Genomic DNA, 25,395 nt, shown 5'->3' on the forward strand with positions numbered 1-25,395 from the left:
AAAAAGTTGAGGGTACAATGCCAAGTCAGAAGATAAGAATTCGTTTGAAAGCCTATGATCACAAGCTGCTCGACGTATCTGTCGGAGAGATTGTGGATACAGCCAAGAGGACTGGTGCCAGGGTTGCCGGTCCCATACCTCTTCCGACTGTTATCAACAAATACTGCGTTTTGCGCGGGCCTCACGTTGACAAGAAATCACGTGAGCAATTCGAGATCAGAACCCATAAGAGGCTGATCGATATCCTTGAGCCTACACAGCAGACAGTCGACGCTCTGATGAAACTCGATCTCTCTGCGGGTGTGGATGTCGAGATAAAGCTTTAATTGAGAATATAAGGATGGGGATAATCAACCATGAATAAGGGATTGATTGGTAAGAAGATAGGTATGACACAAATATTTGCTGATGACGGCCGGCGCATTCCTGTAACTGTCGTCGAGGCAGGCCCTTGTGTTGTTATCCAGAAGAAAACAAAGGAAAAGGATGGCTACAATGCTGTCCAGGTTGGCTTTGGCGCAAAAGAAGCTGCCAAGGCAAACAGTGCTACGGTTGGTCACTGCAAGGCAGCTGGTAGCGGCGCGTTCTCCTTTTTCCGCGAACTTCGTGTAGATAATGTGGACTCCTATAATGTGGGAGATGTCCTTAACGCAGATCTGTTTGCTGCCGGAGATGTTATTGATGTCACTGGAACCAGCATCGGTAAAGGCTTTCAAGGCGTCATCAAACGATGGGGTTTTAAGGGCGGTCGTTCCAGCCATGGCTCCCGTTTTCACAGGCTCCTGGTTCCATCGGCTGTTCAGCCACTCCTTCGCGCGTATTCAAGAATAAAAAGATGCCGGGTCAGCTTGGAAACGAAAGAGTTACTGTGCAGAGACTCAAGGTTGTCAGGGTTGACGCTGCAGACAATCTGATTTTGGTGAGTGGGGCAATCCCCGGTTCCACCAATGGTCTGGTGTTTATAAAGGATAGTGTTAAGGCAAAGAAATAATTGCTGGTCTGGAGATAGGTTATGGCAAAACTTGATGTTTATAATACAAGTCACAAAAAAGTCGGTGAGATTGAGCTCAGTGACGCGGTTTTTAACGATGAAGTAAGGGAATACCTTATTCACGAAGCTGTTAAAATTCAGCTGGCGAATCGTCGTGCGGGCACGGTAGCAGTCAAGAACCGGGCTGCTGTCTCCGGCAGCGGAAAAAAGCCTTTTAAGCAGAAAGGAACCGGCCAGGCTCGTCAGGGTTGTAAAAGGGCTCCCCAGTATCCGGGCGGCGGTGTTGCCTTTGGCCCCCAACCGAAAACTTACAATCTGTCCATGAACAAGAAAGCGAGAAGGGCTGCCCTTAGGTCCGCACTGTCCCTGCTGTTCAAAAATGACAAGCTTACCGTTCTTGATGCAATAAACCTTGATACGGTTTCCACCAAAAATTTCGCCGGCGTTTTGAAAGGTTTTTCCCTTGATAAGGCGCTTGTTGTTACTGATGCTGAAAATCGTAACCTGGAGCTTTCCGCACGTAACATTAAGAACGTCAAGGTACTGAAGACTGAAGGACTCAATATCTTTGACCTTATGAAATATCAGCGAGTAATTTTCACAGAAAATTCGGTGCGCAAAGTAGAAGGAGCATTACAGTCATGAACATCTACAGTGTTATAAAAAAGCCGCTGATCACTGAGAAAACTACCATTGAAAAAGATGACCACAATGTCGTCTCCTTCATTGTTGACAATGATGCCAATAAAATCGAAATAAAAAATGCCGTCAAGACTCTTTTCAATGTTGAAGTTGAATCTGTCAAGACTGTCAATGTGGCAGGCAAAATCAAGAGAGTCGGAAAAAATATAGGCAAACGTTCAAATTGGAAAAAGGCCTACGTCACCCTTAAAGAGGGTAACAATGTCGATTTCTTTGAAGCATAAACCTTTTTGCGGAGTTTAGATAATGGCTATCAAAAGTTACAAACCAACGTCAGCAGGCCGCAGGCATCAGACCTGTTCAACATTTGAGGAAATTACCACCAGCCAGCCCGAGAGATCCCTTGTAGTAAAGCTGAAAAAAACAGGTGGTCGTAACAATTTTGGCAGGATAACTTCGCGCCATATTGGCGGTGGTCATAAGCAAAAGTATCGGATCATCGACTTTCGTCGCGATAAGCGGGATATTCCGGCCAAAGTAGCTTCGGTGGAATACGATCCCTATCGTAGCGCCAGGATTGCTCTGTTGAATTATGTTGACGGCGAAAAAAGATACATTATCGCTCCGCTTGACCTTAAAGTAGGGGATACTGTTGTAGCGAGCACCAGCGCTGATATCAAACCTGGAAATGCTCTGCCAATACGCTCGATTCCTTTGGGTACCATTATTCACAATATCGAGTTGAAAATCGGCAAAGGAGCGCAGCTTGCTCGTAGCGCCGGCACTTTGCCCAGCTTATGGCAAAGGAAGAAAAATATGCCCAGGTTAAACTTCCTTCCGGTGAGGTGCGTATGGTCCTCATGGATTGTATGGCAACTATCGGGCAAGTGGGAAACCTGGACCACGAAAATGTTTCCATCGGCAAGGCAGGTCGCTCCCGCTGGCTTGGCAAGCGTCCTAAAGTCAGGGGCGTTGCCATGAACCCCGTCGATCATCCCCACGGTGGTGGTGAAGGTAGAACTTCTGGGGGCCGTCACCCCGTAACTCCATGGGGTATCCCGACCAAAGGATACAAGACGAGAACCAATAAGACTTCCACCAGATTCATCGTTAAGCGACGGACAAAATAATATCTAAACCGAACAGAGGTATTTTCAGATGGCAAGATCGATAAAAAAAGGACCTTTTGTAGACGCTCACCTAGAAGCTAAAGTTCAGGCAGAGGGAGCATCGTCCAAAAAAGTAATTAAAACATGGTCTAGACGTTCTACGATAACTCCTGATTTTATCGGCCTGACGTTTGCCGTGCACAATGGTAGAAAATTCATACCGGTCTTTGTTACCGAAAACATGGTGGGCCATAAAATGGGCGAATTTGCTCCCACCAGGACCTTTTTCGGGCATGCCGCCGACAAAAAAGCAAGCTGAAAAAGAAGTAAGTTTTCAAAGGAGTTATGAATGGAATCAACCGCCAAATTATCATTTGCACGTTTATCTCCCCGTAAAACCCGCCTGGTAGTAGACATGGTCAGGGGAAAAGGATACAGAACGCTCTCAATACATTACGCTTCTCGCCGCAGCCATCGGCAAAGCTCGTTTCGAAGCTTCTCTCTTCGGCTGTTGCTAATGCCGAGCAAAAAGGGGTAGCTGATGTGGACCGTCTTTATGTAAAAACCATATATGTTGACGGTGGTACTGCTCTGAAGAGATTTGTGCCGCGGGCCATGGGTAGAGCAAGCAAAATAAGAAAACCGACCAGTCACATTTGTGTTGTACTGGCGGAGAAGAAATAAGCTTACAGCTTGGAGGTGAAGTTTTGGGTCAGAAAGTAAATCCTATTGGTTTCAGACTTGGCGTTATCAAAACCTGGGACTCGAAATGGTACGCGGAAAAGGATTTTGCCAAGCTTCTTCATGAAGACTTGAAGCTGAAATCTTTTCTTAAAAAACGTCTGTATCATTCTGGTGTTTCCAAGATTGAAATAGAGCGTGCGGCAGGAAAAGCCAAGATTAACATATACACTGCTCGTCCAGGTCTCATTATCGGCAAGAAGGGATCAGAGGTCGAGACCCTGAAAAAGGAACTGGCCAAACTTACCGACAAGGAAGTTTATCTGAATATTCAGGAAGTGCGGAAACCGGAACTTGACGCACAGTTGGTCTCGGAAAACATTGCACTGCAGCTTGAGCGGCGTGTTGCTTTCCGGCGGGCCATGAAGAAAAGCGTCACTTCTTCTCTTAAGTTTGGTGCAAAAGGTATAAGAATTACCTGCTCAGGACGCCTCGGTGGCGCAGAAATGTCCCGTACCGAATGGTATCGTGAAGGCGGGTACCCCTTCATACTTTGAGAGCAGATATTGATTACGGTTTTGCTGAGGCGAAAACCACATATGGGATTATCGGTGTCAAGGTTCTCATATTCAAGGGTGAAGTGCTCTCCGGCAAATAATAGAAACAGGAGTTTTTTGCGATGTTAATGCCAAAGAAAGTTAAGCATAGAAAGCAAATGAAGGGGCGGATGTCCGGCACCCCTCAGAGAGGCGTCTCATTGGCTTTCGGGGATTATGGTTTGCAGGCGACGGAATGCGGCTGGCTGGACTCCAGACAGATCGAAGCTGCCCGTATTGCCATGAACCGTTATATCAAGAGGGGCGGTAAAATCTGGATCCGTATCTTCCCTGACAAGCCGCTGACTTCAAAGCCGGCTGAAACTCGTATGGGTAAGGGCAAAGGATCGCCTGACTCTTGGGTCTGCGTGATCAAACCGGGCCGGATCCTTTACGAAATGGAGGGTGTTACCGAAGAAGTGGCCCGCGAAGCTTTCAGGCTCGCTGCACACAAACTTCCTATACCCACTAAATTTACATCAAGGAAGGACGCCAATGAAGGCTAGTGATCTGAACAAATCTACCGTTGACGAACTCCGATCGACGGAAGCCGAATTAACCAAAGAGCTCTTCAACCTGAAGTTCCAGCTTCATACCGGTCGCCTGGAAGACACGTCAAAACCAGCTCGCATAAAGAAAGACATTGCACGGGTAAAAACCGTACTCCGCGCGAAAAGGGGCTAGAGAGGCTATATGAGTGAACGTGGCAATAGAAAAACCCAGATTGGTGTTGTAGTCAGCGACAAAATGGACAAAACAGTCGTAGTTAAGGTTGATCGCCTTATCAAACACAGCGTCTACAACAAATATATTAAGAGATCCGCTAAATACAAGGCCCATGATGTCGACAACAGCTGCAAGACCGGCGACAGGGTTCTAATTGTCGAAACTCGCCCCATGAGCAAGGATAAACGCTGGAAAGTCAGACAGATCATCGAGCGAAACGCTTAGGTAGGAGTAACTAATGATACAGATGCAGACTATTTTGGATGTTGCCGATAACTCCGGTGCAAAAAAGCTGTTTTGCATAAAAGTACTGGGCGGTTCCAAACGTAAATACGCAGGTATAGGTGATATCATAGTAGCTTCCGTTAAAGAAGCTATTCCCAATTCTAAAGTCAAAAAAGGGGACGTGGTAAAGGCTGTTGTGGTACGGACCGCTAAAGAAATCGGTCGGCCTGACGGCTCCTATATCCGTTTTGATGGTAATTCCGGAGTTGTAATCAACAACCAGAAGGAACCGGTTGGTACTCGTATATTCGGCCCCGTTGCCAGAGAGTTGCGAGCAAAGAAATTCATGAAAATTATTTCTCTGGCACCGGAAGTCCTTTAATTTTTATCTTGGAGATAAATCAATGCTGGGCAAAAAACTGCATGTAAAGAAGAATGACACGGTTGTCGTTATTGCTGGTAAGGACAAGGCAAAGACGGGTAAAGTTTTGCAGATCCTCCCCAAAAAAGATGGAATCCTTGTTGAAGGGGTTAACATAACGAAACGTCATACAAAGCCCCGTGGAAGTGAGTCTGGTTCCATCGTGGAAAAGGAAGCAGTGATTCACGTTTCTAACGTTATGATATATTGCAGCAAATGCGATAAAGCCGTGCGAACACGCACCAATACCCTTGAAGATGGCAAAAAAGTCAGGGTTTGCGTAAAATGCGGCGAGGCATTTGACAAATAGTTTGGAGGATTGAATGGCACGGCTAAATGAGCTTTATAATAAAGAGCTGGTTCCACAGCTGATGAAGGATTTTAACTACCGGAACATCATGCAGGTTCCCAAATTGGAGAAAATCGTCATCAATATGGGACTGGGCGAAGCAATTCAGAACGTTAAAATTCTTGATTCTGCTGTATCTGAGATGGCCTTGATCGCCGGACAAAAACCGGTTATCACCAAGGCGAAAAAATCCATCGCGGGATTCAAGCTCCGCCAGGGAATGCCCATTGGTTGCGCTGTGACTTTGCGCAGAGAAAAAATGTATGAATTCCTTGACCGTCTGATCAACGTCTCACTGCCTCGTGTCAGAGACTTCAAAGGTATTTCCGGCAAGGGATTTGACGGTAAAGGCAATTACTCTCTGGGAGTGAAGGAGCAGCTCATTTTCCCGGAAATAGATTATGACAAGATCGACAAAATCAAAGGTCTTAATATAACAATAGTTACATCTGCAAAGAATGACGAAGAGGGAAAAGCCCTGTTGAAGCTAATGGGCATGCCTTTCAGGAATTAAAGACCAGTTCGGAGGAACCAGTGGCAAAAACATCGATGATTATAAAAGCGCAACGTGGAAGCAAATTCAAGGTACGTGAGTATAACCGTTGCCCTTTGTGTGGGCGTCCTAGAGCTTACTATAGAAAATTTGACATGTGCAGGATTTGCTTAAGAAAACTTGCCTCTTCTGGTCAAATCCCCGGGGTCATCAAATCAAGCTGGTAGTATTTAAAGTTAAAGGGAAAGAGGAGTAGATTCAATGTCGATGACTGATCCGATTGCCGATATGCTAACAAGAATCAGGAATGCTGGTATGGCAAAGCATCAAAAAGTTGATATTCCTTCATCAAATCTGAAGGTCAGCCTGGCCAACCTTCTGAGAAATGAAGGATTCATCAAGAACTATAAGGTTATAGCAGATAACAAGCAAGGTGTACTGCGTGTCTATCTCAAATATATTGATGAAAAAGATCATGTCATCAACGAGATCAAACGGATTAGCAAGCCTGGTGGCAGAGTGTACGTAGACAGCGACGGGATACCGAAGGTCAAAAGCGGTCTTGGCGTAGCCGTACTTTCAACATCCAAGGGTATTATATCCGATAAGGCTGCTCGCGAGTTTGGTATCGGTGGCGAACTTATCTGCACAGTCTGGTAGCAATAAAGGAGCAAAAGCATGTCTAGAATTGGAAAACTTCCCATTGAGATTCCCAAGGGAGTAAAAATATCCTATACAGACTCCAACCTGCAGGTTGTTGGTCCCAAAGGCACTCTTTCCCGAACCATTATGTCCGGCGTCTCCATTAACATGACTGAAAACTCTATTTCTGTCTCCAGAGATGATGACGGTATAAAATCGCGTTCAGCCCACGGTCTAACCCGGACTCTCATCAATAACATGGTGACCGGTGTGACAAAAGGCTTTGAGACTGCTCTGGAAATCAATGGTGTAGGTTATAGAGCAGAACTTAAAGGTGATGTGCTCAACTTGAGTCTCGGCTACTCCCATCCGATCAATTTTCCGCTTCCCAAGGGGATAAATGTGGAAGTAGACAAAATGACCAAAATTCTCGTTAAGGGTATGGATAAGGAACTTGTCGGCCAGACCGCGGCAAAAATCAGAGACTTCCGTGGACCTGAGCCTTACAAGGGTAAGGGTGTCAAATACGCTGACGAGACTATCTTGAGAAAAGCCGGCAAAACCGGTAAAAAATAGCCAACGGTAAAAGAAGGAGAGGGGCATTGAGTTCTCTATCTCAGAAAAAAATTTCCCGCCTGAAAAGGCAAGTGCGAGTCAGAAAAAAAATCAAAGGAACCGCTGAGCGTCCAAGGCTTAACGTTTTTAAATCAGCTAAGCATATTTATGCACAACTGATCAACGATGTGGACGGTTCAACGGTTGCTTCGGCTTCGACTCTACTGGATGAAGTCAACACAGGTCTTGATTATACCGGTAACAAAGAGGCCGCCCAGAAAGTTGGAGCTGCTCTTGCTAAAAAAGCATTGGCTAAAGAAATATCCAAGGTTGTCTTTGACCGAAACGGCTTTCTTTACCATGGTAGAATCAAGGCGCTTGCAGAAGCTGCTCGTGAAAACGGCTTGTCCTTCTAAGGACAGTTCAAGGAGGATTAATTGCTTAAGATCAACCCAAACGAGATCAATTTAACGGACAGAGTTGTTCATATCAGCCGTGTCGCCAAAGTTGTCAAAGGGGGCAGGCGTTTCAGTTTCTCGGCACTGGTTGTTGTCGGGGATGGGAACGGATATGTGGGCTATGGACTTGGTAAAGCAAACGAAGTGCCGGAAGCTATCCGCAAAGGGGTGGAGCAGGCCAAAAAAAATCTCATCAAGGTGCCTATTGTTGAGGGGCAGACAATCCCATTTGAGATTGAAGGTCGCTTCGGAGCCGGGAAAGTACTTATGATGCCTGCATCAGCCGGTACTGGCGTAATTGCAGGTGGTGCAGCGAGGGCCGTTTTTGAATCGGCTGGAGTTCACAACATTCTTGCCAAATGTCTCGGCTCTAATAATCCACATAATGTTGTGAAAGCTGCCTTCGCCGGTCTGATGAGACTCAAGACACCTGAAGAGCTCATCATGAGAAGAGGCCTTGCCGAGCAGTAGCCAAAACGCTTAAGGAGTACGAGATATGTCTGCAGAAGTCAAAATTACCCTTGTCAGAAGTCATATAGGAAAACCGACCAGCATTAAGGCTGTCCTGAATGGTCTTGGGTTGACCAAACGGCAAAAGACGGTCACTTTAAAAGACACGCCAGAAGTAAGAGGCATGATCAATAAGGTGAGCCACTTGCTTAAAGTTGATGAGTAATCCTCTTGAGGTGTCATATGGAATTAAATAGCATAAAACCAGCAGCAGGTGCTTCAAAAAATAGAAAAAGAATAGGCCGGGGAACCGGCTCAGGCCATGGCAAAACAGCAACGAAGGGTCACAAAGGCAGAAGGCACGCAGTGGTGGCAGCATCAAGGCTGGATTTGAAGGTGGCCAGATGCCCATGCATCGCAGGTTGCCGAAGCGTGGCTTCAAGCCGCTGTCGAAGAAAATTTACTCGGTGGTTAACCTCTCCCAGTTGGATGCTTTCGAGCAGGGGAGCTGTGTCGATATAGAGGCAATGCAGAAGTCTGGCTTGGTAAAAGACGTATGTGATGGTATCAAAATTCTTGCTACTGGTGAGTTGACTAAATCGCTCACTATTAAAGCCCATAAGTTCAGTGCAGCAGCACGGGATAAAATTACCTCTGTCGGTGGAACTGTCGAGGAGATATAACCTTGTTAGAGGCCTTCCAGAACATATTTAAAATTCCTGAACTGAAAAAAAGAGTTCTCTTCTCCTTGGCAATGCTCGCAGTGTATAGGGTAGGGTGTCACATCCCAACTCCCGGCATTGACAGCCAAGCGCTGGCGCACTTCTTCAAGCAAGCGCAGGGGACCCTCCTGGGACTCTTTGATATGTTCTCTGGTGGCGCATTAGAAAAGCTCACCGTTTTTGCACTCGGTATCATGCCATATATTTCTTCCTCCATCATTTTCAGTTGCTGACTGTGGTTGTGCCAGCTATCGAAAAGTTATCTAAAGAGGGGGAAGCCGGCCGGAAAAAAATCATACAATATACCCGTTACGGCACTATAGTGCTGAGCGTAGTACAAGCACTGTATAAGCATCGGTCTTGAAAGCATGAGAGGCCCGGCTGGAGAGCTGGTCGTGCCAAGCCCCGGCTGGGGATTTCGGATCATGACTGTTATCACATTGACGGCCGGAACAGCTTTTATCATGTGGCTCGGCGAGCAGATGTCAGAAAAGGGCATTGGCAACGGGATTTCCCTGATAATTTTCGCAGGCATTGTCGCCCGAATTCCGACAGCTATTCTTAACAGTTTTAGACTTCTTAAGACCGGTGAGATTCCACTCTTTGCAATTATATTTGTGCTTGCGCTGATGTTCCTGGTGATTGCCGCTGTCGTCTTCGTCGAGCGAGGACAGCGTAGGCTGCCGATTCATTATGCAAAGCGTGTTGTCGGGCTAAAGACTTACGGGACGCAAACTTCACACCTTCCGCTCAAGGTCAATATGGCGGGAGTTATCCCCCCGATCTTTGCCTCGTCTATCATAATGTTTCCGGCGACTGTTGGTAATTTTATCAACATACCATGGGTGCAGAAGGCTTCGAAAAGCTTGACGCCCGGAAACTGGGTGTACAACCTTTTTTTATGTTGCTTTTATAGTCTTTTTTTGTTACTTCTATACGGCTGTAACTTTTAACCCTGTTGACGTGGCTGAAAATGTCAAAAAGCAGGGGGGTATATACCTGGCATAAGGCCCGGCAAGGAGACTTCGGAGTTTCTTGACAGGGTGTTGACCAAGTTGACATTTGCCGGTGCCATCTATATTTCTGCCGTCTGTGTTCTGCCTTCGATACTTATAGGGAAGTTCAATCTGCCCTTTTACTTTGGCGGTACCGCGTTGCTTATTGCCGTTGGTGTTGGTATGGACACTGTAGCGCAGATTGAGTCTCACCTCATAACCCGCAGTTATGAAGGGTTTATGAAGGGTGTAAAGATTAAGGGTAGGCGCTAGTCTGTAAGGAAATTACCATGAACCTGATTCTTTTGGGACCGCCTGGTGCCGGTAAAGGCACTCAGGCTAAACTGCTGATAAAGAAGTATCGGATTCCTCAGATATCAACTGGAGATATACTTCGTGCAGCCGTTAAAGATATGACCCCTATGGGCGGTAAGGCCAAATCCTTCATGGATGCTGGTGCACTCGTTCCTGACGAGGTGGTTGTTGGTATTATCCAAGAGCGGCTGAATCTTGCCGACTGCTCTAACGGTTTTATCCTGGATGGTTTTCCTAGGACGGTGGCTCAAGCCGATGCGTTGGCAAAGGTGTTGTCTGGTCTCGGGCGCTCGATTGATCATGTCATATCCATAGTGGTTGACAATGAAGAGCTTCTTGAGAGGGTTACCGGCAGGAGAACTTGCCGTAACTGTGGGAAAGGTTTCCATGTGTCCTTCGATCCTCCTAAGAGCCCCGGTATTTGCGACGAGTGTGCCGGTGAATTGTATCAACGGGATGACGACCGTGAAGACACTATGCGGAAGAGGCTTGAGGTCTATGAGCAGCAGACTTCGCCTCTGGTGGAATACTACAAAAATAAATCCTTGCTCAGGTCAGTTCAGGGCATTGGTTCCATAGAAGAGATACAGCAAAAGATCGTATCGATACTGCAGGGCTGAAAAAGGGTGATCATTCTTAAATCTTCACAAGAGATAGACAGAATGCGGATCTCGTGTCGAGCTGTTGCTGAGATACTGAAGCTTTTGAAAAAGTCGATTCAGCCGGGAATCTCCTCTTTGGAGCTGAATGCCATGGCAGAACGCGAGGCTGCCAAGCTGGGGGCCAAGACAGCGTTCAAAGGGTATGGCGGTTATCCCTATTCCTTATGCTGCTCCGTCAATAATCAGGTCGTTCATGGCATGCCAACCAGCGGGAACTAATCAGTGGCGACATAATCAGTATCGACTTCGGTCTTGTAATTGATGGTTTTTACGGAGATGCCGCATTGACAATTCCTGTCGGCACGGTTAGTGAGACTGCGACAAAACTTCTCAAGGTGACGGAAGAATCACTTTATGTAGCCATCAAGCAGGCTGTAGCTGGTAACAGGCTTTCAGATATATCCCATGCAGTGCAAGCTTGTGTGGAGGCACAAGGTTTCTCCGTGGTAAGGGACTTTGTTGGCCATGGAATTGGTAGAAATCTTCATGAGAGCCCACAAATACCTAACTACGGACCTCCTGGACGCGGTGTCAAGCTAAAACCGGGGATGGTCTTGGCTATTGAACCGATGATTAATGAATTGAAGCCTGATGTCAAGGTTCTTGAAGACGGGTGGACGGCGGTAACCGTTGATGGTGGCCTATCGGCCCATTTTGAACATACTGTTGCCATTACACAAAATGGCCCCGAGATACTGACTACGCTTTAATGCAAATAGATGAGAGGAAATTATTATGAAGGTAAGAGCTTCAGTAAAAAAAATCTGTGAAAAATGTAAAATTGTGAAACGTAAAGGCATTGTGCGGGTAATATGCGATATTCCCAAGCATTCACAGAGACAGGGTTAGGTCAACTAGTTACGAATAGGAGGGACGGGCATTGGCACGTATCGCTGGAATAGATTTACCAAGGAATAAAAGGATTGAGATAGCTTTGACCTATATCTACGGAATTGGTCGTTCGACATCGCAGAAGATATTGGCTGCGGCCGGCGTTGATGCCAATACTCGCAGCGACAATCTGACCGAGTCAGAAGTCGCCAAGATCAGGGAAAACATAGACAAGAACGTCAAGGTAGAAGGCGACCTTCGCCGTGATATTTCTATGAATATAAAGCGATTGATGGATCTGGGTTGTTACCGGGGGCTCAGGCACAGAAAAGGCCTGCCCGTTCACGGTCAGAGGACCAAGACCAACGCACGTACGAGAAAAGGACCTGCACGTACTGTCGCAGGTAAGAAGAAATAGTGTCAAGTTCTTGGAGGAATAATGGCTAGCCCGGCTAAGAAAATCGTAAAAAAGAAGAAAGAAAAGAAAAATATTCCCAATGGTGTGGCTCACATCCAAGCCACTTTTAACAATACCATGATCACCATTACCGATCCGGTCGGTAATGTTGTTGCCTGGTCTACTTCCGGATGCAAAGGTTTCAAAGGTTCCCGTAAGAGCACACCTTTTGCTGCACAGATAGCTGCAGAAGATTGTGCAAAAAAGGCTCAGGAACATGGAATGCGCAGCGTTGAAGTTTATGTGAAAGGACCTGGCTCCGGTCGTGAATCCGCACTGCGTGCTCTTCAAGCAGCAGGCTTCTCAATTAGTTTTATTCGCGACGTAACACCAATTCCCCACAATGGTTGCCGTCCCCCAAAACGCAGAAGAGTTTAATAATTTTCAGGAAAGAGTGAAGGAGGTCTTCATTGGCTAGATATACAGGCCCCTCATGCAGATTGTGCAGAAGGGAAAATACAGAACTGTTCCTCAAAGGTGAGCGCTGCTATACGGATAAATGTGCCATCAAGAGAAGAAATTATCCCCCGGGTCAGCATGGGCAAGGAAGATCAAAAACTTCTGATTACGGTGTGCAGCTTCGTGAGAAACAGAAGGTTAGACGTATATATGGGATACTGGAAAATCAGTTCCGTGGTTATTTTGAGAGAGCCGACAGGTTGAAAGGTGTAACAGGTGAAAACCTGCTTTTCCTCCTCGAGAGGCGCCTCGATAACATAGTTTATCGGCTCGGGTTCGCTTCCTCTAGATTGAAGCTCGTCAGCTGGTAAGACATGGCCATTTCACCCTGAACGGGAAAAAGGTCACCATTCCTTCTATCCAGGTTAAGACCGGAGATACTGTCGAGCTCAGGGGAAAAAGCCGCAAAGTAGCTTCTATAAATGAGTCTCTTGAAGCTGTTGTTCGGCGGGGAATCCCGCAATGGCTTGAGCTTGATAAGGGAGCTTTCAAGGGCTCGGTAAAGACCCTTCCTGTCAGGGAAGACATCACCATGCCGATCCAAGAGCAGCTTATAGTAGAGCTCTACTCCAAGTAAAAGCTTCAAAGACCCCGGTATAGAGGAATTACATGTACAAAACTGGCGCGACCTGATCAAGCCTAAGAAGCTCCAGGTTGAGACTGAATCGCTTACAAATACATATGGTAAATTTTACGCCGAGCCTTTTGAGCGAGTTTCGGCACCACACTCGGCAACTCTCTGCGCAGGGTTCTTCTTTCTTCACTTCAAGGTGCAGCCATCACGTCTGTAAAGGCTAAAGGTGTATTGCACGAGTTCTCAGCGATCCCAGGTGTTACGGAAGATGCTACGGATATTATTCTGAACCTGAAAGGTGTGCGCTTTAAAATGCACGGCCACGAGCCTAGGGTCGTCAGAATCGCTCAGAAAGGCGAAGGAATTGTCCGGGCTGGCGATATCATCACGGATCCCAATATAGAAGTACTCAATCCGAACCATCACATTGCCACATGCTCCAAGGATGCAAACCTGGAAATGGAGATGGTTGTAAAGCTCGGCAAGGGTTATGTGCCCGCCGACCGGAATCGCGATGAAAAGGCACCTGTTGGAACCATACCCATCGATTCGATTTTTTCACCTTTAACCAAGGTGAACTTTACTGTTACCAACGCCCGTGTCGGTCAGATCACCGATTATGACAAGCTTACCATTGAAGTCTGGACTGACGGCAGCGTCAAGCCTCAGGATGCAGTCGCCTATGCTTCGAAAATTCTCAAGGATCAGCTGACCATATTCATCAATTTTGATGAGGAGGTAGAGCCTGTAGAAGAGGCTGAGCCCATGGAGGAGCGTGAAAGGCTGAATGAGAATCTTTACCGTTCCGTAGATGAGCTTGAACTGTCAGTTCGTTCGGCAAATTGTCTTAAGAACGCAGGCATAAAGCTCATTGGTGAGCTCGTCTCCCGCAGCGAAGCTGAAATGCTTAAAACGCAGAACTTCGGCAGAAAGTCTCTCAACGAGATAAAAGATATTCTTGTTGATATGGGGCTGACGCTGGGGATGAAACTGGACAACTTTCCCGACCCTGAAATTATGCGACGTCTCAGGGGCGAGCAGAAAGAAGAAGAATAACCGCAAGGCTTAAACGAGAAAGGAACAAGCAGTCATGCGTCATAATAATGCAGGCAAAAGATTAGGAAGAACCACAAGTCACAGGATAGCCATGTACAGAAACATGGTTACTTCCTTCCTGAATCACGAAAGAATAACGACTACTGATGCTAAGGCAAAGGGACTTCGCTCCATTGCAGAGAAAATGATCACTCTTGGCAAAAAGGGCGACCTCAATGCGATGCGGCAGGCAGCCTCTTTTATTCGTGACAAGAAGGTCGTTACCAAGCTCTTTACTACTATAGCACCACGGTATGCTGAGCGTGCCGGTGGCTACACCCGCATCATCAAGCTCGGTATTCGTCCTGGGGATAACGCACCTCTTTCAGTTATTGAACTCGTGGAAGAGACAATACAGGCGCCCAAGGCTAAAAAGAAGACCGCCGCCAAGAAACCTGCTACCAAGGTAGCTGCAAAAGCTGCCTCTGCAGCCGCAGAGACGGCTCCAGTAGCCACTGCAAATGATGCCGCACCTGCTGAAGAGGCAGAAGTACAACAGGGCGGCAAGGATCCGGCAGAGGATTGCGAAGCCAAAGCTGATTAGAACCAAAACTCGACTTTTTTGCAAAGGGCACAGGAAACTGTGCCTTTTTTTTTATCTTTAAAGGGGTGAAAGCCGGCTCCATACGTCGATGCAGCCCCATCTAAAACTTTACAACAAAAGAGTCACTCTGTTACTATCTATCGCTTATGAAAATAAAACGGGTCGACATAATAGGCTTTAAATCCTTTCACGACAAGGTTTCCCTAGATTTCCAGCAGTGCATTACCGGCATTTGTCGGTCCTAATGGCTGCGGCAAATCGAATGTGGTTGATGCAATCCGCTGGGTCATGGGGGAACAATCAGCCAAGAACCTCCGTGGCAAGCAGATGGAGGATATCATTTTCGGCGGCAGCGAAAGCCGGAAACCTTTGGGCATGGCTGAGGTTTCACTGGTTTTTTCCACTGAAGATGGCCGCGTTCCTGCCAAATACCTGACCTACAGCGAAATCCAGGTTACCAGGCGGCTCTACCGCGACGGGGAAAGTGAATATCTGCTTAACAAATCCCAGTGCCGACTCCTCGATATTGCCGAGCTTTTCATGGATACTGGTGTTGGCGCAAGAGCCTATTCCATCATAGAGCAGGGCAAGATAGGAATGATCCTCCACTCAAAACCGGAGGAACGTCGTGTCCTTATCGAAGAGGCGGCGGGAGTTACCAAGTTCAAGGCCCGCAAGCAGGTGGCGCTGAAGAAAATCGAGCTCACCCGAAATAACCTGCTCAGGATCACCGATATAATTACGGAAATAAGGCGGCAACTGGGTGGACTGCAGCGGCAGGCCAGGAAAGCCGAAAAATTCAGGGAGTGCAGGGAGGAACTGAAAGAGATAGAGCTTCTCTTTTCCGTAAAGAAATATGCTGTGCTGATGAAGGAAAAAGAAGACCTTGATCGGCAACTTGATCTACTGAAGAAAGAACTTTCCGTTCAGATTATCGATCAGGAAAAAGGCGAACTGGCTTTTGAACAGAAACGTCTGCTGCTTGTAGAGCGTGAAGAGCGTATTCAAAAGGCGCAGGAAGAGATATATCGGATGAAAGGTGAGCTTATGGCAGGAGATAGCCGCCGTGAGTTTCACAAAAAGGAACTGTTAAACCTCGACCGACTCTTTGAGCGATCCCGACAAGAGCAGGATACTTGTGCTCTTCGCCACACAGAAGCTCAAACTGAGCTTGCTGCATTGAATGAGCAGAAGATCTCACTGATCGCAGAGCTGCAGCATGAGTCGAGTCAGCTGGTGGAAGATGAGCGTCTTCTGGATGAATCTTCCAGGACGGAACAGGGCGCTTCGGCAAAGATTGAAGAAGCAAGGAACGGATTGTTCCAGGTGCTATCCAACAATGCCCAGTTAAACAACAAGCTTGCTGCAGACGTGAAGCGCTTCGAATTACTGGTGGAAAAATACGAGCGGAATCAGAGAGAGATCATCAAACTGCAGGAGCAAAGGGAGGAGGCATTTCAGGCCGCCCTGAAACTTGAGAACTCCTGCAAAAAAATCAAAGAGGTGACGCAGCAAGATGTTGAGGAGATGAATGCTCTTGTCCTGCGCGAAGGGGATTTGAAGTCACTCCTTTCTTCAACGGAAACGGTCCTTCACGACAAACGCAATCAATTTACAGCAAAATCTTCCCGCCTGAAATCATTGCAGGAGTTGGAGGCACAGTTTGCCGGTTATGGGCAGGGGATCCGCACCCTCCTCTCCAATGAGGACTTTAAAAGCAAGTTCAGTGGTATGGTCGCCGATATGGTCGAAACCGGTGAAGCCTTTGAGGCTGCGGTAGAGGTAGCCCTCGGCGAGAGGCTCCAATGGCTGGTATGTGACCAGGAAAGTGATGCTTTAAGTGCTGTTGCCCATCTGCGTCAGGAGTCTGGAGGAAGGTGCAGTTTTGTCCTGCAGCAGCCGTGTAAACGGCAGAAGCCACTGCTGATTCCTGAGGCTGTCTGTCTTTTGGATAATGTCAGCATAGTCGATCCATTCAGGGAGTACATAGAACCCTTACTGGACCATACATATCTTGTCGACAGCCTCGAGAAGGCGCTGATCCTCGGCAAGCAGTCACCGCACCTGATGTTTGTCACCTCTCAAGGTGATATGGTCCACTCTGGCTCTATCGTTAATGGCGGCTCACCGGAGGCAGCTACCAAGGGCTTATTCACAAAAAACGTGAAATTAAAGAGCTTTCTCTGGAAGCGGAGCTTCTTACGAAGCAAATTTCCGAGCTGGAAGAGCGGAGAACTCAGCTGAAAGAGGAAGTCTTGACTGCAGGAGAGGGGTTACAGGATATAAGGCAGAAACTGCATCAGGCTGAGATTGAATTGCTGAATGCAGAGAAAGATTTGACGCGGGCTCGTGAAGAGGTTGGAAGATTAGAAGAGAGGGCTTCGGTGGGTACCATTGAAAATGAACAGCTTGACGAAGAGAAAATTCTGCTTGAAAGGGAGATTTCCGATCTAAAAAAGGCTGTTTTACATGGTGATGAGCGAAAATCAGTGCTGGAGCTGGAATTAGCAAGCCTGCAACAGTCGTGGGAGGCACGAAAAGAAATCATTGCCGACGCCCGCGAAGCTGTTACGGCCAGAAAGGTTAAGGTTGCTTCCCTCAAGGAGAAAACAGACGCAATCAATCAAGACCTCCTGCGAGTTGAATCGTTGATGACAGCACTGAAGAAGCAAGCAGGAGACTATGCTGCAGAGGTTGAAAAATCTATTCTGGATCGGGAGAAACTGGTTCTCTCGATCCAGCAGAGTGAAGAGTCACTGAAGGCCCTCTTGGAAAAGCAGGCCTCCTTTGAACTTTCCTATAGCAAACTGAAGGAAGAGTACGAGTTTGAGATGAGCGCTCATAGGGGAGATGAGGCTAAGCAGAAAAAACTGCGGGAACTGGTAGTAACCTCAAAGGAAGCAATTTCAAATCACACCCTTAGTGCAACACAGCTTTCCATGCAACTAAGCCAGCTTGAAACGCAGGTACTTGATAAGTTTCGAACCGGAATAGCAGATATGCTCCCAAAGTACGGTAACATTGAATACAATGAGGCCGAAAAGCGCTCCCGGCAAAATGAGCTGATGAAGGTTGTCGACGAGATGGGCGATGTGAACCTGACAGCCATTGAAGAATTTCAAGAGCTAGAAAAACGCTTTTTATTCCTTGATGAACAAAAGGAAGACCTTGAGGATTCTCTCAGTTCGTTGCAAAAGGCAATCCAGCGGATCAACAAGACCACCCGCAGGCGCTTCCTTGAAACATTTCACCTGGTCAACGAAAAGTTCCAGGAGGTGTTTCCGCGCCTCTTCTGCGGTGGCAGGGCGGAATTGAAACTGACGAACGAGGACGACCTGCTGGAAAGCGGCTTGGAGATCATCGTTCAGCCTCCCGGCAAAAAGCTGCAGAACGTTACTCTTCTCTCTGGCGGTGAGAAAGCCTCAGTGCGGTAGCTCTGATATTCTCTCTGTTCCTGATAAAACCTACGCCATTTTGTCTTCTTGATGAAGTTGATGCGCCGCTGGATGATGCCAATATCGGCCGTTTCAACGAGATGGTAAGGGAGATGAGCGCATTTTCACAGTTCATCATAATCACTCACAATAAAACAACCATGGCAGTTGTCGACACATTATACGGCGTTACCATGGAAGAGCCGGGCGTTTCGAAGCTGGTCTCAGTAAAACTCAACTGATTATATTTTGGCGGGCGCATCATGCGGAGCTGGTTAGGAGTTGGAATTGCCTTTTAAAGCCATTTTGAAGGAACTGGTGGAAAATTCACCCGGCTCAACCGGGGCCATTCTGGCAGATTGGGAAGGGGAAGCGGTTGAACAATATTGCCTTACCGACACATACGAACTTAAGGTGACAGCTGCCCATCAGGGGATAATCATCAGCCAGTTGAAGGATGTTCTTACCGGATTTCCAACAGCTGGAGCGTTGACTCATCTGGCGATAAAGACGGAGAATCAGCTTTTTATTGTCGGTGTCGTCGGCTCTGACTATTCCCTGGTGTTGACCATGGACAACGATATACTGCTGGCGCAGGCGGAAAGGTGCTTTGCCCGCACTATTCAGTTGTTGATAAAGGAGATTTATTGATGACCGAAGAAAAAAGAGGGTTCTTTAAGGGCCTCCTGGATAAATTTACTGCTGATACTTCGGCCACTGGGGCCGAGGAAAAGGCTGTGAATGCTGAAATTGCGGAGCCCAAGGAAAAGACAGGTTTCTTTGATCGCCTGAAGCAGGGGCTTACAAAAACCCATGAAAGCATTGTCGGCAGGATCGACAGCCTCCTTTTAGGCCAAAAGCAGATTGATGCTGATGTCCTGGAAGAACTGGAAGAAATTCTCATTACTGCCGATATGGGAGTGAAAACTACCGTTGAGTTGATAAGAATCCTTGAACAGCGTCTGAAGAGGAACGAACTCAAAGACGGGAATGCATTGAAAGCAGCGCTTAAGCAGGAAATCACCAATCGACTGGTGCAAGTGGAATCGGGTCTTGATATAACTGCCGCCAAGCCGTTTGTTATTCTGGTTATCGGTGTCAATGGTGTGGGCAAAACGACGACGATTGGCAAGCTGCAGCCCAGTACAGGCTTGCCGGAAAAAAAGTCTTGCTGGCTGCAGGGGATACATTCCGTGCAGCGGCTGCCGAACAGCTGGAGATCTGGGGTGAAAGGGTTGGCGCCGAAGTTGTGCGCCACAAGGAGGGGGCTGATCCATCTGCAGTCGCTTTTGACGCATGCAAGGCATCCGTAGCCAGAGGCTGTGATGTTCTTTTGATCGATACAGCGGGGCGCCTGCATACCAAGGTCAATCTCATGGAAGAGATGAAAAAGATCCGCCGGGTAATTGAACGTGAAATTCCGGGGGCACCCCATGAAACCCTGCTGGTTTTAGATGCAGCAACAGGCCAGAACGCCATTTCACAAGCAAGCCTCTTTAAGGAGGCGGCACAAGTCACCGGCCTCATTCTCACTAAGCTTGACGGAACCGCCAAGGGGGGGATAGTGGTGGCGGTGAGCCATGAGTTCTCATTACCTGTTCGCTATATAGGTGTTGGTGAGGGGGTAGAAGACCTCCGGGAGTTTGAACCGCAGGAATTTGTCGATGCTATCTTTTAGTTAATTCAACAATCACCTTGACTTTTGTCGGGTATTTACTTAATATTCCTGGCGAAAAGGTGGATCTATGGATAGTAGTTTATTCGATGAACTGGAACGGAAGGTCGAACGACTTTTACAGATTAACATGACACTGAAGCAGGAAAACGAGCTGTTAAGAACAGAGAACGCCAAATTGCAATTTGACAGGAACGGCATCAAGTCACGTATAGATGCAATTCTGGAAAAGCTCCAAGAGGTTGATCATCTTTGAACGTTTCACACCGAATAACGGTGTTGGGTCGGGAGATCAGCGTTAGAAGCACTGCTGATGAAGGCACAGTCCGTAAGGTGGAATCATTCGTCAATAAGAGGTTGGAGCAGGTTTTAAACTCGGGAAACACGGTCGATAGCCAGGTGGCAGTTATCCTGACCCTTTTGAATGTGGCGGAGGATTACCTGGCAGTGCTTGACAGGTTGGAAAATAGCAGAAAAGACGAAGATTTCAGGATCGCTGGTTTGATTCAGCGACTGGATTCAGCAAAATAAGTTTTTCAGGGTCTCTCAAGGGAGATTTTTCATATAAGTGGTTCTGGATGCAGGGTCGGTAATAGTTTTTCGAGGCAGATTTTCTAGTTTTCACCTATTGCCTCGTTTCGCTGATAGGTGGCTGTAATACATATGGTTAATATGTCCAACGAGGTTAAAGGTTGCTTTTGTGGCTGATGCACATTACTAGCGACTTCACCCGACAGTCCCCGCCTGACCTGACATTCCTCCTCCATTCTCCCTCCAGAGTTCCCTCCTGTTAATGGGCTTGCCCCAAAACTGTCTGCTTCGCATTATCGAGAAAGGCAGCATGCCAAAGCATTCACTTCGCCGGCTTATGTTGGCCAAAAGAAGAGCGTTGTCCTTTTTGGAAGTTGAAGCACACAGTCTCCGGATTCAGCAATCTTTAATGGACTCTGCCGAGTTTCTGCGGGCTGAAAGCCTGGCACTTTATGCGCCGATCCATCATGAGGTTGATACTGCCGCTTTACAGCGCCGCGCTTTTTTTCTCGGGAAGAAGGTCATTTATCCTGTTGTGGACGGCAACAAGCTAACTTTCAGGCAGATTCATGCTGCCTCCGACTTAGAGAACGGTGCTTTCGGTATCAAGGAGCCGGGAGAAAAAAACATTATTCATCAGCCCGAAACTATCGACATCTTTGTTATTCCCGGCGTTGCTTTTGATATAAACGGGCGCAGAATCGGTTATGGAAAAGGCTTCTATGATCGAACGCTTCACCTCCTTGAGGGATGCGGCAGATTCGTAGGGCTTTGCTATGATTTCCAACTGGTTGATGAAATTGTCGGTGAACCACATGATGTAACCATGGATCTGATTTTCAGCGAGACAAGGATTATCCGTCCTTGATTTAAACATATAGAAGGGAGGTACATAGTTTGAAAATAGATATGATAACAATTGTTTTAGCAGTAATAACTGCTGCCGTGGGTTTTTTGATAGGTAATCTGTTAAGGAAGAAGTCTTCCGATGCCATAGTTGCCTCAGCTGAGGAACTGGCTGCAAAGATGCTGGAAGAATCCAAGCGTCAGGCTGAAACCATCACCAAAGAAGCAACCTTGCAGGCCAAGGATGTTGTTTATCAGGCCAAGGCTGAATTTGAAAGGGAGACGAAGGAAAAGCGCCGGGATCTTCAGGCACTAGAAAAAAGGTTGCAGCAAAAGGAAGAAAATCTGGACAAGAAGGTGAACCTTCTCGACCAGAGGGATGCCGAGTTTATTAAAAGAGAGCAGACCCTTGTCACCAAGGAACAGGGAATTGCGCAAAAAGAAGAGAAGTTGAACCAGCTGATCAGTGAAGAGCGGACAAGGCTTGAAAATATATCCGGTATGACGGCTGTAGAAGCAAAGAAGATCCTCATGGAAACAATGGAAAACGAAGCCAAGCTCGATGCAGCCAAGCGCATCAAGGCCATTGAGGAAGAAGCGAAAGAAACTGCAGACAAAAAATCCAAGGAGATAATGGCCCTTGCCATTCAGCGGTACGCCGGAGAATATGTCGCAGAACGAACTGTTTCGGTTGTTGCACTCCCTTCGGATGAAATGAAGGGGCGTATCATTGGCCGTGAGGGGCGCAACATAAGGGCTTTGGAAGCAGCAACCGGAATTGATCTCATTATTGACGATACACCCGAAGCGGTGATTCTTTCAGGTTTCAACCCGGTACGCCGGGAGGTAGCCAAGCTTTCTCTGGAGAAACTCATTGCCGACGGCAGGATTCATCCTGGAAGAATTGAAGAGGTTGTCGCCAAGGCTGAGGAAGAGATAGAGCAGGCGATGAAAGAAGCCGGCGAACAAGCTGCCTTCGACTTGGGTGTTCATGGAATTCATCCCGAGATACTCAAACTGATTGGTCGTCTCAAATACAGGACATCATACAGCCAAAATGTGTATCAGCATTCGTTGGAAGTGGCGTTTCTCTGCGGGATCATGGCTTCCGAGCTTGGCATAAACGTGAAGCAGGCCAAGAGAGCCGGGCTTTTACACGATTTGGGGAAGGCTGTCGACCATGAGGTAGAAGGCTCACATGCGGTTATCGGTGCCGAACTGGCCAAAAAATACGGTGAATCTCCAAAAATAATCCATGCAATCATGGCCCATCACGAGGATGAAAAGCCGGCAACTGTGCTTGCCGTGCTTGTTCAGGCTGCCGACGCCCTATCCGGAGCCCGCCCCGGTGCCCGTCGCGAGATGATGGAAACCTATGTCAAGCGGCTTGAGATCTGGAGAGGATTGCTTCATCATTCAGCGGCGTAACCAACTCATTTGCTATTCAGGCAGGACGCGAGATCAGGGTCATGGTGGCCAGTGAAGAGGTCAGCGACGAACGCTCCCTTATTCTGGCCAAAGACATTGCCAAAAAGATCGAGACTGAAATGACTTATCCTGGGCAGATTAAGGTAAATGTCATCAGAGAGACCAGAGCTACCGAATATGCGTTAAACTGCTGTTTCTGGGAGATGTTGTCGGGAAGCCGGGGCGCCAGGCTCTTTCTTATGAGCTGCACCGCCTGGTTGACCGCTATCTTGTCGATCTTGTCATAGCCAATGGAGAGAATGCTGCCGGAGGCTTCGGCATCACTGAGGAAACGGCCAAAGACCTCTTTGGCTGTGGTATCCACATGCTCACCAGCGGTAATCACATCTGGGACAAAAAAGACGCCTTGTCTTTCATCAAAAAGGAAGAAAAACTGGTCAGGCCGGCAAACTACCCTGAGGGAACGCCGGGACAGGGTAGTGCAATCATCAGAACCGCCGGCGGTGTCAAGGTAGCGGTGCTTAACCTGGAAGGGCGGGTCTTTATGAATAACCTTGACTGCCCGTTCAGAGTCGCAGACCGGGAGATAGAGCGACTGAATGTAGAAACTCCCATCATATTTGTTGATTTTCATGCCGAGGCCACATCGGAAAAGGCTGCTCTCGGTTTTTATCTGGACGGTCGCGTCAGTGCAGTTGTGGGCACTCATACCCATGTGCAAACGTCGGACGAGCGTATTCTCCCAGGCGGCACTGCCTACATGACCGACGCCGGCATGTGCGGGGCCTTTGACTCCGTAATTGGTGTGCGCAAGGAAGAGGCTATCGAGAGATTCCTCACCCAGCTGCCGACAAAATTCGAAGTGGCGAAAAAGAACATCCGGCTCAACGCCGTGGTTATAGAAGTTAATGAGACATCGGGAAAGGCCATATCAATTGAGCGAATTTCCGTTTCATGTGGCTGACCGGGCTTGAATCGCGTTTTGGAGGCGTTATGACTGTTGCAGAGCAGATGGAAATAATCAAGCGTGGCGCAGTGGAGATCCTGCTGGAAAAAGAACTTGTGGAGAAGCTGGAGAAATCGGCCAAAACCGGTGTTCCACTCAAAATAAAAGCAGGTTTTGATCCCACTGCTCCCGATCTTCATCTGGGTCACACGGTTTTGCTCCACAAGCTGCGGCAGTTCCAGCAACTGGGCCACGAGATATATTTCCTCATCGGAGATTTTACCGGCATGATCGGCGATCCCACCGGGAAGTCGGAAACGCGCAAGGTCCTTTCCCGGGAGGATGTGCTGAAAAATGCCGAGACCTACAAGGAGCAGGTTTTTAAGATCCTCGATCCGGAAAAGACCCGGGTTGTCTTTAATTCGGAGTGGCTGGCCAAGCTTTCAGCCTCGGACATGATCGCCCTTGCCTCCAAATACACCGTCGCCCGGATGCTGGAGCGGGAGGACTTCAATAACCGCTTCTCAAACCAACAGCCCATCAGTATCCACGAGTTCATGTATCCTCTTATTCAGGGATATGACTCCGTTGCCTTGAAAGCCGATGTTGAGCTGGGAGGCACCGATCAGAAATTCAACCTTCTTGTGGGGCGTGAACTGCAGCGGGAGTGGGGACAGTCTCCGCAAACTGTTATCACTATGCCTCTCCTTGAGGGGCTTGATGGCGTTAACAAAATGTCCAAGTCCCTAGGGAACTACATCGGCATCAATGAACCTGCCGATGAAATTTTCGGCAAGGTCATGTCCGTTTCGGATGAATTAATGCTTCGCTACTATGAGTTATTGAGCGATATGAGCATGGCAGCACTACAACAGTTGAAGGTGGACCTTAAATCGGGTGCGGTGCACCCCATGGAGGTCAAAAAACGGCTCGGACGCGAAATGGTGGCAAGATTCCATGGCCAGGAAGCTTCGACCGAAGCAGAAGAGAGCTTCGTCAAGCGCTTCAGGGATAACCAGACGCCCGATGAGATGCCGGAGATTCAATTGGCTGCAGGCGATGGGAAAATATTATTGGCAAGGCTCTTGGCAGAGGCTGGCTTGGTTAAATCCAATAGCGAGGGGCGTCGGTCCATCCAAGGTGGTGGGGTCAAGGTTAATGGGGAGAAAATTAATGATGAAAACTTGGAAATACCTTCTGCCGGCCAAGTGATTCTTCAGGTAGGCAAGAGACGTTTTGCAAGGTGGCTTTTATTTAAATTTATTCAATATTCGAATTGTCACTCAAGCGTGGCTGATGCCGCGCTTTTTTGTGTGCGCCCGGCAGCGCGTGGCGCAAGCGCCATCCAATCGGCAGTGGTGGCCGATTGGTGCCTTGGAGGTGCAAGTCCTCTACGGACCCTGATGGTGGGAACCGTTAAGCTGAACAGCAAAGGTGTCCGGGGTGACCCGGAATCTGAAGGAAAGCTGCAGGCAAAATCTTGGCCCGACGAAGCAGTTAGATAAAATTAAGCAAATAGCTGTTGACCGGGCAAAAGTGATCT

25 protein-coding genes and 14 pseudogenes are annotated in these 25,395 nt (G+C 47.8%); all 39 read left to right on the plus strand.

Annotation, left to right across the window (positions count from 1 at the left end):
* The first annotated feature begins 17 nt into the window (after positions 1-17).
* Positions 18-326: a 30S ribosomal protein S10 gene (rpsJ, locus tag JCM15764_RS19410; RefSeq protein ID WP_054698570.1), complete on the plus strand. Its 309-nt coding sequence runs from the start codon at positions 18-20 to the stop codon at positions 324-326.
* 30 nt (positions 327-356) lie between these two features.
* Positions 357-991: pseudogene (gene rplC / locus JCM15764_RS19415) on the plus strand (50S ribosomal protein L3).
* 21 nt (positions 992-1,012) lie between these two features.
* Positions 1,013-1,636 carry a 50S ribosomal protein L4 gene (gene rplD, locus JCM15764_RS19420; protein WP_054698535.1) on the plus strand — a complete coding sequence of 208 codons (624 nt, stop codon included), beginning with the start codon at positions 1,013-1,015 and terminating at the stop codon, positions 1,634-1,636.
* Positions 1,633-1,917: a 50S ribosomal protein L23 gene (locus JCM15764_RS19425; RefSeq protein WP_054698537.1), complete on the plus strand. Its 285-nt coding sequence runs from the start codon at positions 1,633-1,635 to the stop codon at positions 1,915-1,917. Before rplD ends, JCM15764_RS19425 begins: the two co-directional genes overlap by 4 nt.
* A gap of 22 nt (positions 1,918-1,939) precedes the next feature.
* A pseudogene (gene rplB, locus JCM15764_RS19430) lies at positions 1,940-2,763 on the plus strand (50S ribosomal protein L2).
* A 28-nt stretch (positions 2,764-2,791) separates the two neighbouring features.
* Positions 2,792-3,072 (plus strand): annotated as a pseudogene (rpsS, locus tag JCM15764_RS19435) (30S ribosomal protein S19).
* A gap of 19 nt (positions 3,073-3,091) precedes the next feature.
* Positions 3,092-3,426: pseudogene (gene rplV / locus JCM15764_RS19440) on the plus strand (50S ribosomal protein L22).
* A 23-nt stretch (positions 3,427-3,449) separates the two neighbouring features.
* Positions 3,450-4,081, plus strand: a pseudogene (gene rpsC / locus JCM15764_RS19445) (30S ribosomal protein S3).
* 21 nt (positions 4,082-4,102) lie between these two features.
* Positions 4,103-4,525 carry a 50S ribosomal protein L16 gene (gene rplP / locus JCM15764_RS19450; RefSeq protein WP_054698545.1) on the plus strand — a complete coding sequence of 141 codons (423 nt, stop codon included), beginning with the start codon at positions 4,103-4,105 and terminating at the stop codon, positions 4,523-4,525.
* Positions 4,515-4,703 carry a 50S ribosomal protein L29 gene (gene rpmC, locus JCM15764_RS19455; RefSeq protein ID WP_054698547.1) on the plus strand — a complete coding sequence of 63 codons (189 nt, stop codon included), beginning with the start codon at positions 4,515-4,517 and terminating at the stop codon, positions 4,701-4,703. Before rplP ends, rpmC begins: the two co-directional genes overlap by 11 nt.
* A gap of 9 nt (positions 4,704-4,712) precedes the next feature.
* Positions 4,713-4,970, plus strand: coding sequence for a 30S ribosomal protein S17 (gene rpsQ / locus JCM15764_RS19460; protein ID WP_012648684.1), 258 nt, complete (start codon positions 4,713-4,715; stop codon positions 4,968-4,970).
* 13 nt (positions 4,971-4,983) lie between these two features.
* On the plus strand, positions 4,984-5,352 hold the full coding sequence (gene rplN / locus JCM15764_RS19465) for a 50S ribosomal protein L14 (RefSeq protein WP_011938005.1): 369 nt from the start codon (positions 4,984-4,986) through the stop codon (positions 5,350-5,352).
* Positions 5,353-5,374: 22 nt separating this feature from the next.
* Positions 5,375-5,701, plus strand: a complete 327-nt coding sequence (gene rplX / locus JCM15764_RS19470; RefSeq protein ID WP_012648683.1) for a 50S ribosomal protein L24 — start codon at positions 5,375-5,377, stop codon at positions 5,699-5,701.
* Between the two features lie 13 nt (positions 5,702-5,714).
* Entirely contained in the window at positions 5,715-6,254 is a 540-nt protein-coding gene (gene rplE / locus JCM15764_RS19475; protein WP_012648682.1) for a 50S ribosomal protein L5, read from the plus strand.
* A gap of 20 nt (positions 6,255-6,274) precedes the next feature.
* Positions 6,275-6,460, plus strand: a complete 186-nt coding sequence (locus tag JCM15764_RS25330) for a type Z 30S ribosomal protein S14 (protein WP_012648681.1) — start codon at positions 6,275-6,277, stop codon at positions 6,458-6,460.
* A gap of 34 nt (positions 6,461-6,494) precedes the next feature.
* The gene (gene rpsH / locus JCM15764_RS19480) at positions 6,495-6,893 is read left to right on the plus strand and encodes a 30S ribosomal protein S8 (RefSeq protein ID WP_054698549.1); all 399 of its coding nucleotides are present in this window, start codon (positions 6,495-6,497) and stop codon (positions 6,891-6,893) included.
* An 18-nt stretch (positions 6,894-6,911) separates the two neighbouring features.
* Positions 6,912-7,451, plus strand: coding sequence for a 50S ribosomal protein L6 (gene rplF / locus JCM15764_RS19485; protein ID WP_054698551.1), 540 nt, complete (start codon positions 6,912-6,914; stop codon positions 7,449-7,451).
* A gap of 26 nt (positions 7,452-7,477) precedes the next feature.
* Complete coding sequence (rplR, locus tag JCM15764_RS19490) at positions 7,478-7,846, plus strand: 50S ribosomal protein L18 (RefSeq protein WP_054698552.1); 369 nt, start codon at positions 7,478-7,480, stop codon at positions 7,844-7,846.
* Positions 7,847-7,867: 21 nt separating this feature from the next.
* Entirely contained in the window at positions 7,868-8,359 is a 492-nt protein-coding gene (gene rpsE, locus JCM15764_RS19495) for a 30S ribosomal protein S5 (protein ID WP_054698554.1), read from the plus strand.
* Between the two features lie 25 nt (positions 8,360-8,384).
* Positions 8,385-8,564, plus strand: a complete 180-nt coding sequence (gene rpmD, locus JCM15764_RS19500) for a 50S ribosomal protein L30 (RefSeq protein WP_054698556.1) — start codon at positions 8,385-8,387, stop codon at positions 8,562-8,564.
* A gap of 17 nt (positions 8,565-8,581) precedes the next feature.
* Positions 8,582-9,021 (plus strand): annotated as a pseudogene (gene rplO / locus JCM15764_RS19505) (50S ribosomal protein L15).
* Between the two features lie 2 nt (positions 9,022-9,023).
* A pseudogene (gene secY / locus JCM15764_RS19510) lies at positions 9,024-10,328 on the plus strand (preprotein translocase subunit SecY).
* Between the two features lie 17 nt (positions 10,329-10,345).
* Entirely contained in the window at positions 10,346-10,990 is a 645-nt protein-coding gene (locus tag JCM15764_RS19515) for an adenylate kinase (RefSeq protein WP_054698560.1), read from the plus strand.
* A gap of 6 nt (positions 10,991-10,996) precedes the next feature.
* A pseudogene (gene map, locus JCM15764_RS19520) lies at positions 10,997-11,742 on the plus strand (type I methionyl aminopeptidase).
* 25 nt (positions 11,743-11,767) lie between these two features.
* The gene (rpmJ, locus tag JCM15764_RS25335) at positions 11,768-11,881 is read left to right on the plus strand and encodes a 50S ribosomal protein L36 (protein WP_083767176.1); all 114 of its coding nucleotides are present in this window, start codon (positions 11,768-11,770) and stop codon (positions 11,879-11,881) included.
* Positions 11,882-11,912: 31 nt separating this feature from the next.
* On the plus strand, positions 11,913-12,281 hold the full coding sequence (gene rpsM, locus JCM15764_RS19525; protein WP_054698561.1) for a 30S ribosomal protein S13: 369 nt from the start codon (positions 11,913-11,915) through the stop codon (positions 12,279-12,281).
* 21 nt (positions 12,282-12,302) lie between these two features.
* On the plus strand, positions 12,303-12,698 hold the full coding sequence (rpsK, locus tag JCM15764_RS19530) for a 30S ribosomal protein S11 (RefSeq protein ID WP_012648670.1): 396 nt from the start codon (positions 12,303-12,305) through the stop codon (positions 12,696-12,698).
* Between the two features lie 32 nt (positions 12,699-12,730).
* Positions 12,731-13,356, plus strand: a pseudogene (rpsD, locus tag JCM15764_RS19535) (30S ribosomal protein S4).
* 19 nt (positions 13,357-13,375) lie between these two features.
* Positions 13,376-14,409: pseudogene (locus tag JCM15764_RS19540) on the plus strand (DNA-directed RNA polymerase subunit alpha).
* Between the two features lie 34 nt (positions 14,410-14,443).
* Positions 14,444-14,992 carry a 50S ribosomal protein L17 gene (gene rplQ / locus JCM15764_RS19545; RefSeq protein WP_054698564.1) on the plus strand — a complete coding sequence of 183 codons (549 nt, stop codon included), beginning with the start codon at positions 14,444-14,446 and terminating at the stop codon, positions 14,990-14,992.
* A gap of 146 nt (positions 14,993-15,138) precedes the next feature.
* Positions 15,139-18,668, plus strand: a pseudogene (gene smc / locus JCM15764_RS30425) (chromosome segregation protein SMC).
* A gap of 46 nt (positions 18,669-18,714) precedes the next feature.
* Complete coding sequence (locus tag JCM15764_RS19555; protein ID WP_054698572.1) at positions 18,715-19,077, plus strand: roadblock/LC7 domain-containing protein; 363 nt, start codon at positions 18,715-18,717, stop codon at positions 19,075-19,077.
* A pseudogene (gene ftsY, locus JCM15764_RS19560) lies at positions 19,077-20,104 on the plus strand (signal recognition particle-docking protein FtsY). The gene JCM15764_RS19555 and the pseudogene ftsY overlap by 1 nt, the downstream one beginning before the upstream one ends.
* Positions 20,105-20,171: 67 nt before the next feature.
* Positions 20,172-20,357 carry a cell division protein ZapB gene (locus JCM15764_RS19565; RefSeq protein WP_012648663.1) on the plus strand — a complete coding sequence of 62 codons (186 nt, stop codon included), beginning with the start codon at positions 20,172-20,174 and terminating at the stop codon, positions 20,355-20,357.
* Positions 20,358-20,377: 20 nt separating this feature from the next.
* On the plus strand, positions 20,378-20,632 hold the full coding sequence (locus JCM15764_RS28955) for a cell division protein ZapA (protein WP_369412390.1): 255 nt from the start codon (positions 20,378-20,380) through the stop codon (positions 20,630-20,632).
* Between the two features lie 310 nt (positions 20,633-20,942).
* Positions 20,943-21,500 carry a 5-formyltetrahydrofolate cyclo-ligase gene (locus tag JCM15764_RS19575; RefSeq protein WP_054698574.1) on the plus strand — a complete coding sequence of 186 codons (558 nt, stop codon included), beginning with the start codon at positions 20,943-20,945 and terminating at the stop codon, positions 21,498-21,500.
* Positions 21,501-21,529: 29 nt separating this feature from the next.
* Positions 21,530-23,088 (plus strand): annotated as a pseudogene (gene rny / locus JCM15764_RS19580) (ribonuclease Y); the annotation flags it as partial.
* Positions 23,082-23,870, plus strand: a complete 789-nt coding sequence (locus tag JCM15764_RS19585) for a TIGR00282 family metallophosphoesterase (protein WP_054698568.1) — start codon at positions 23,082-23,084, stop codon at positions 23,868-23,870. The pseudogene rny and the gene JCM15764_RS19585, both read left to right, overlap by 7 nt.
* 29 nt (positions 23,871-23,899) lie before the next feature.
* A pseudogene (gene tyrS / locus JCM15764_RS19590) lies at positions 23,900-25,096 on the plus strand (tyrosine--tRNA ligase); the annotation flags it as partial.
* Positions 25,097-25,395: the final 299 nt, after the last annotated feature.

The sequence above is a fragment of the Geotalea toluenoxydans JCM 15764 genome (genome assembly GCF_001311985.1).
Lineage (GTDB): Bacteria > Desulfobacterota > Desulfuromonadia > Geobacterales > Geobacteraceae > Geotalea > Geotalea toluenoxydans.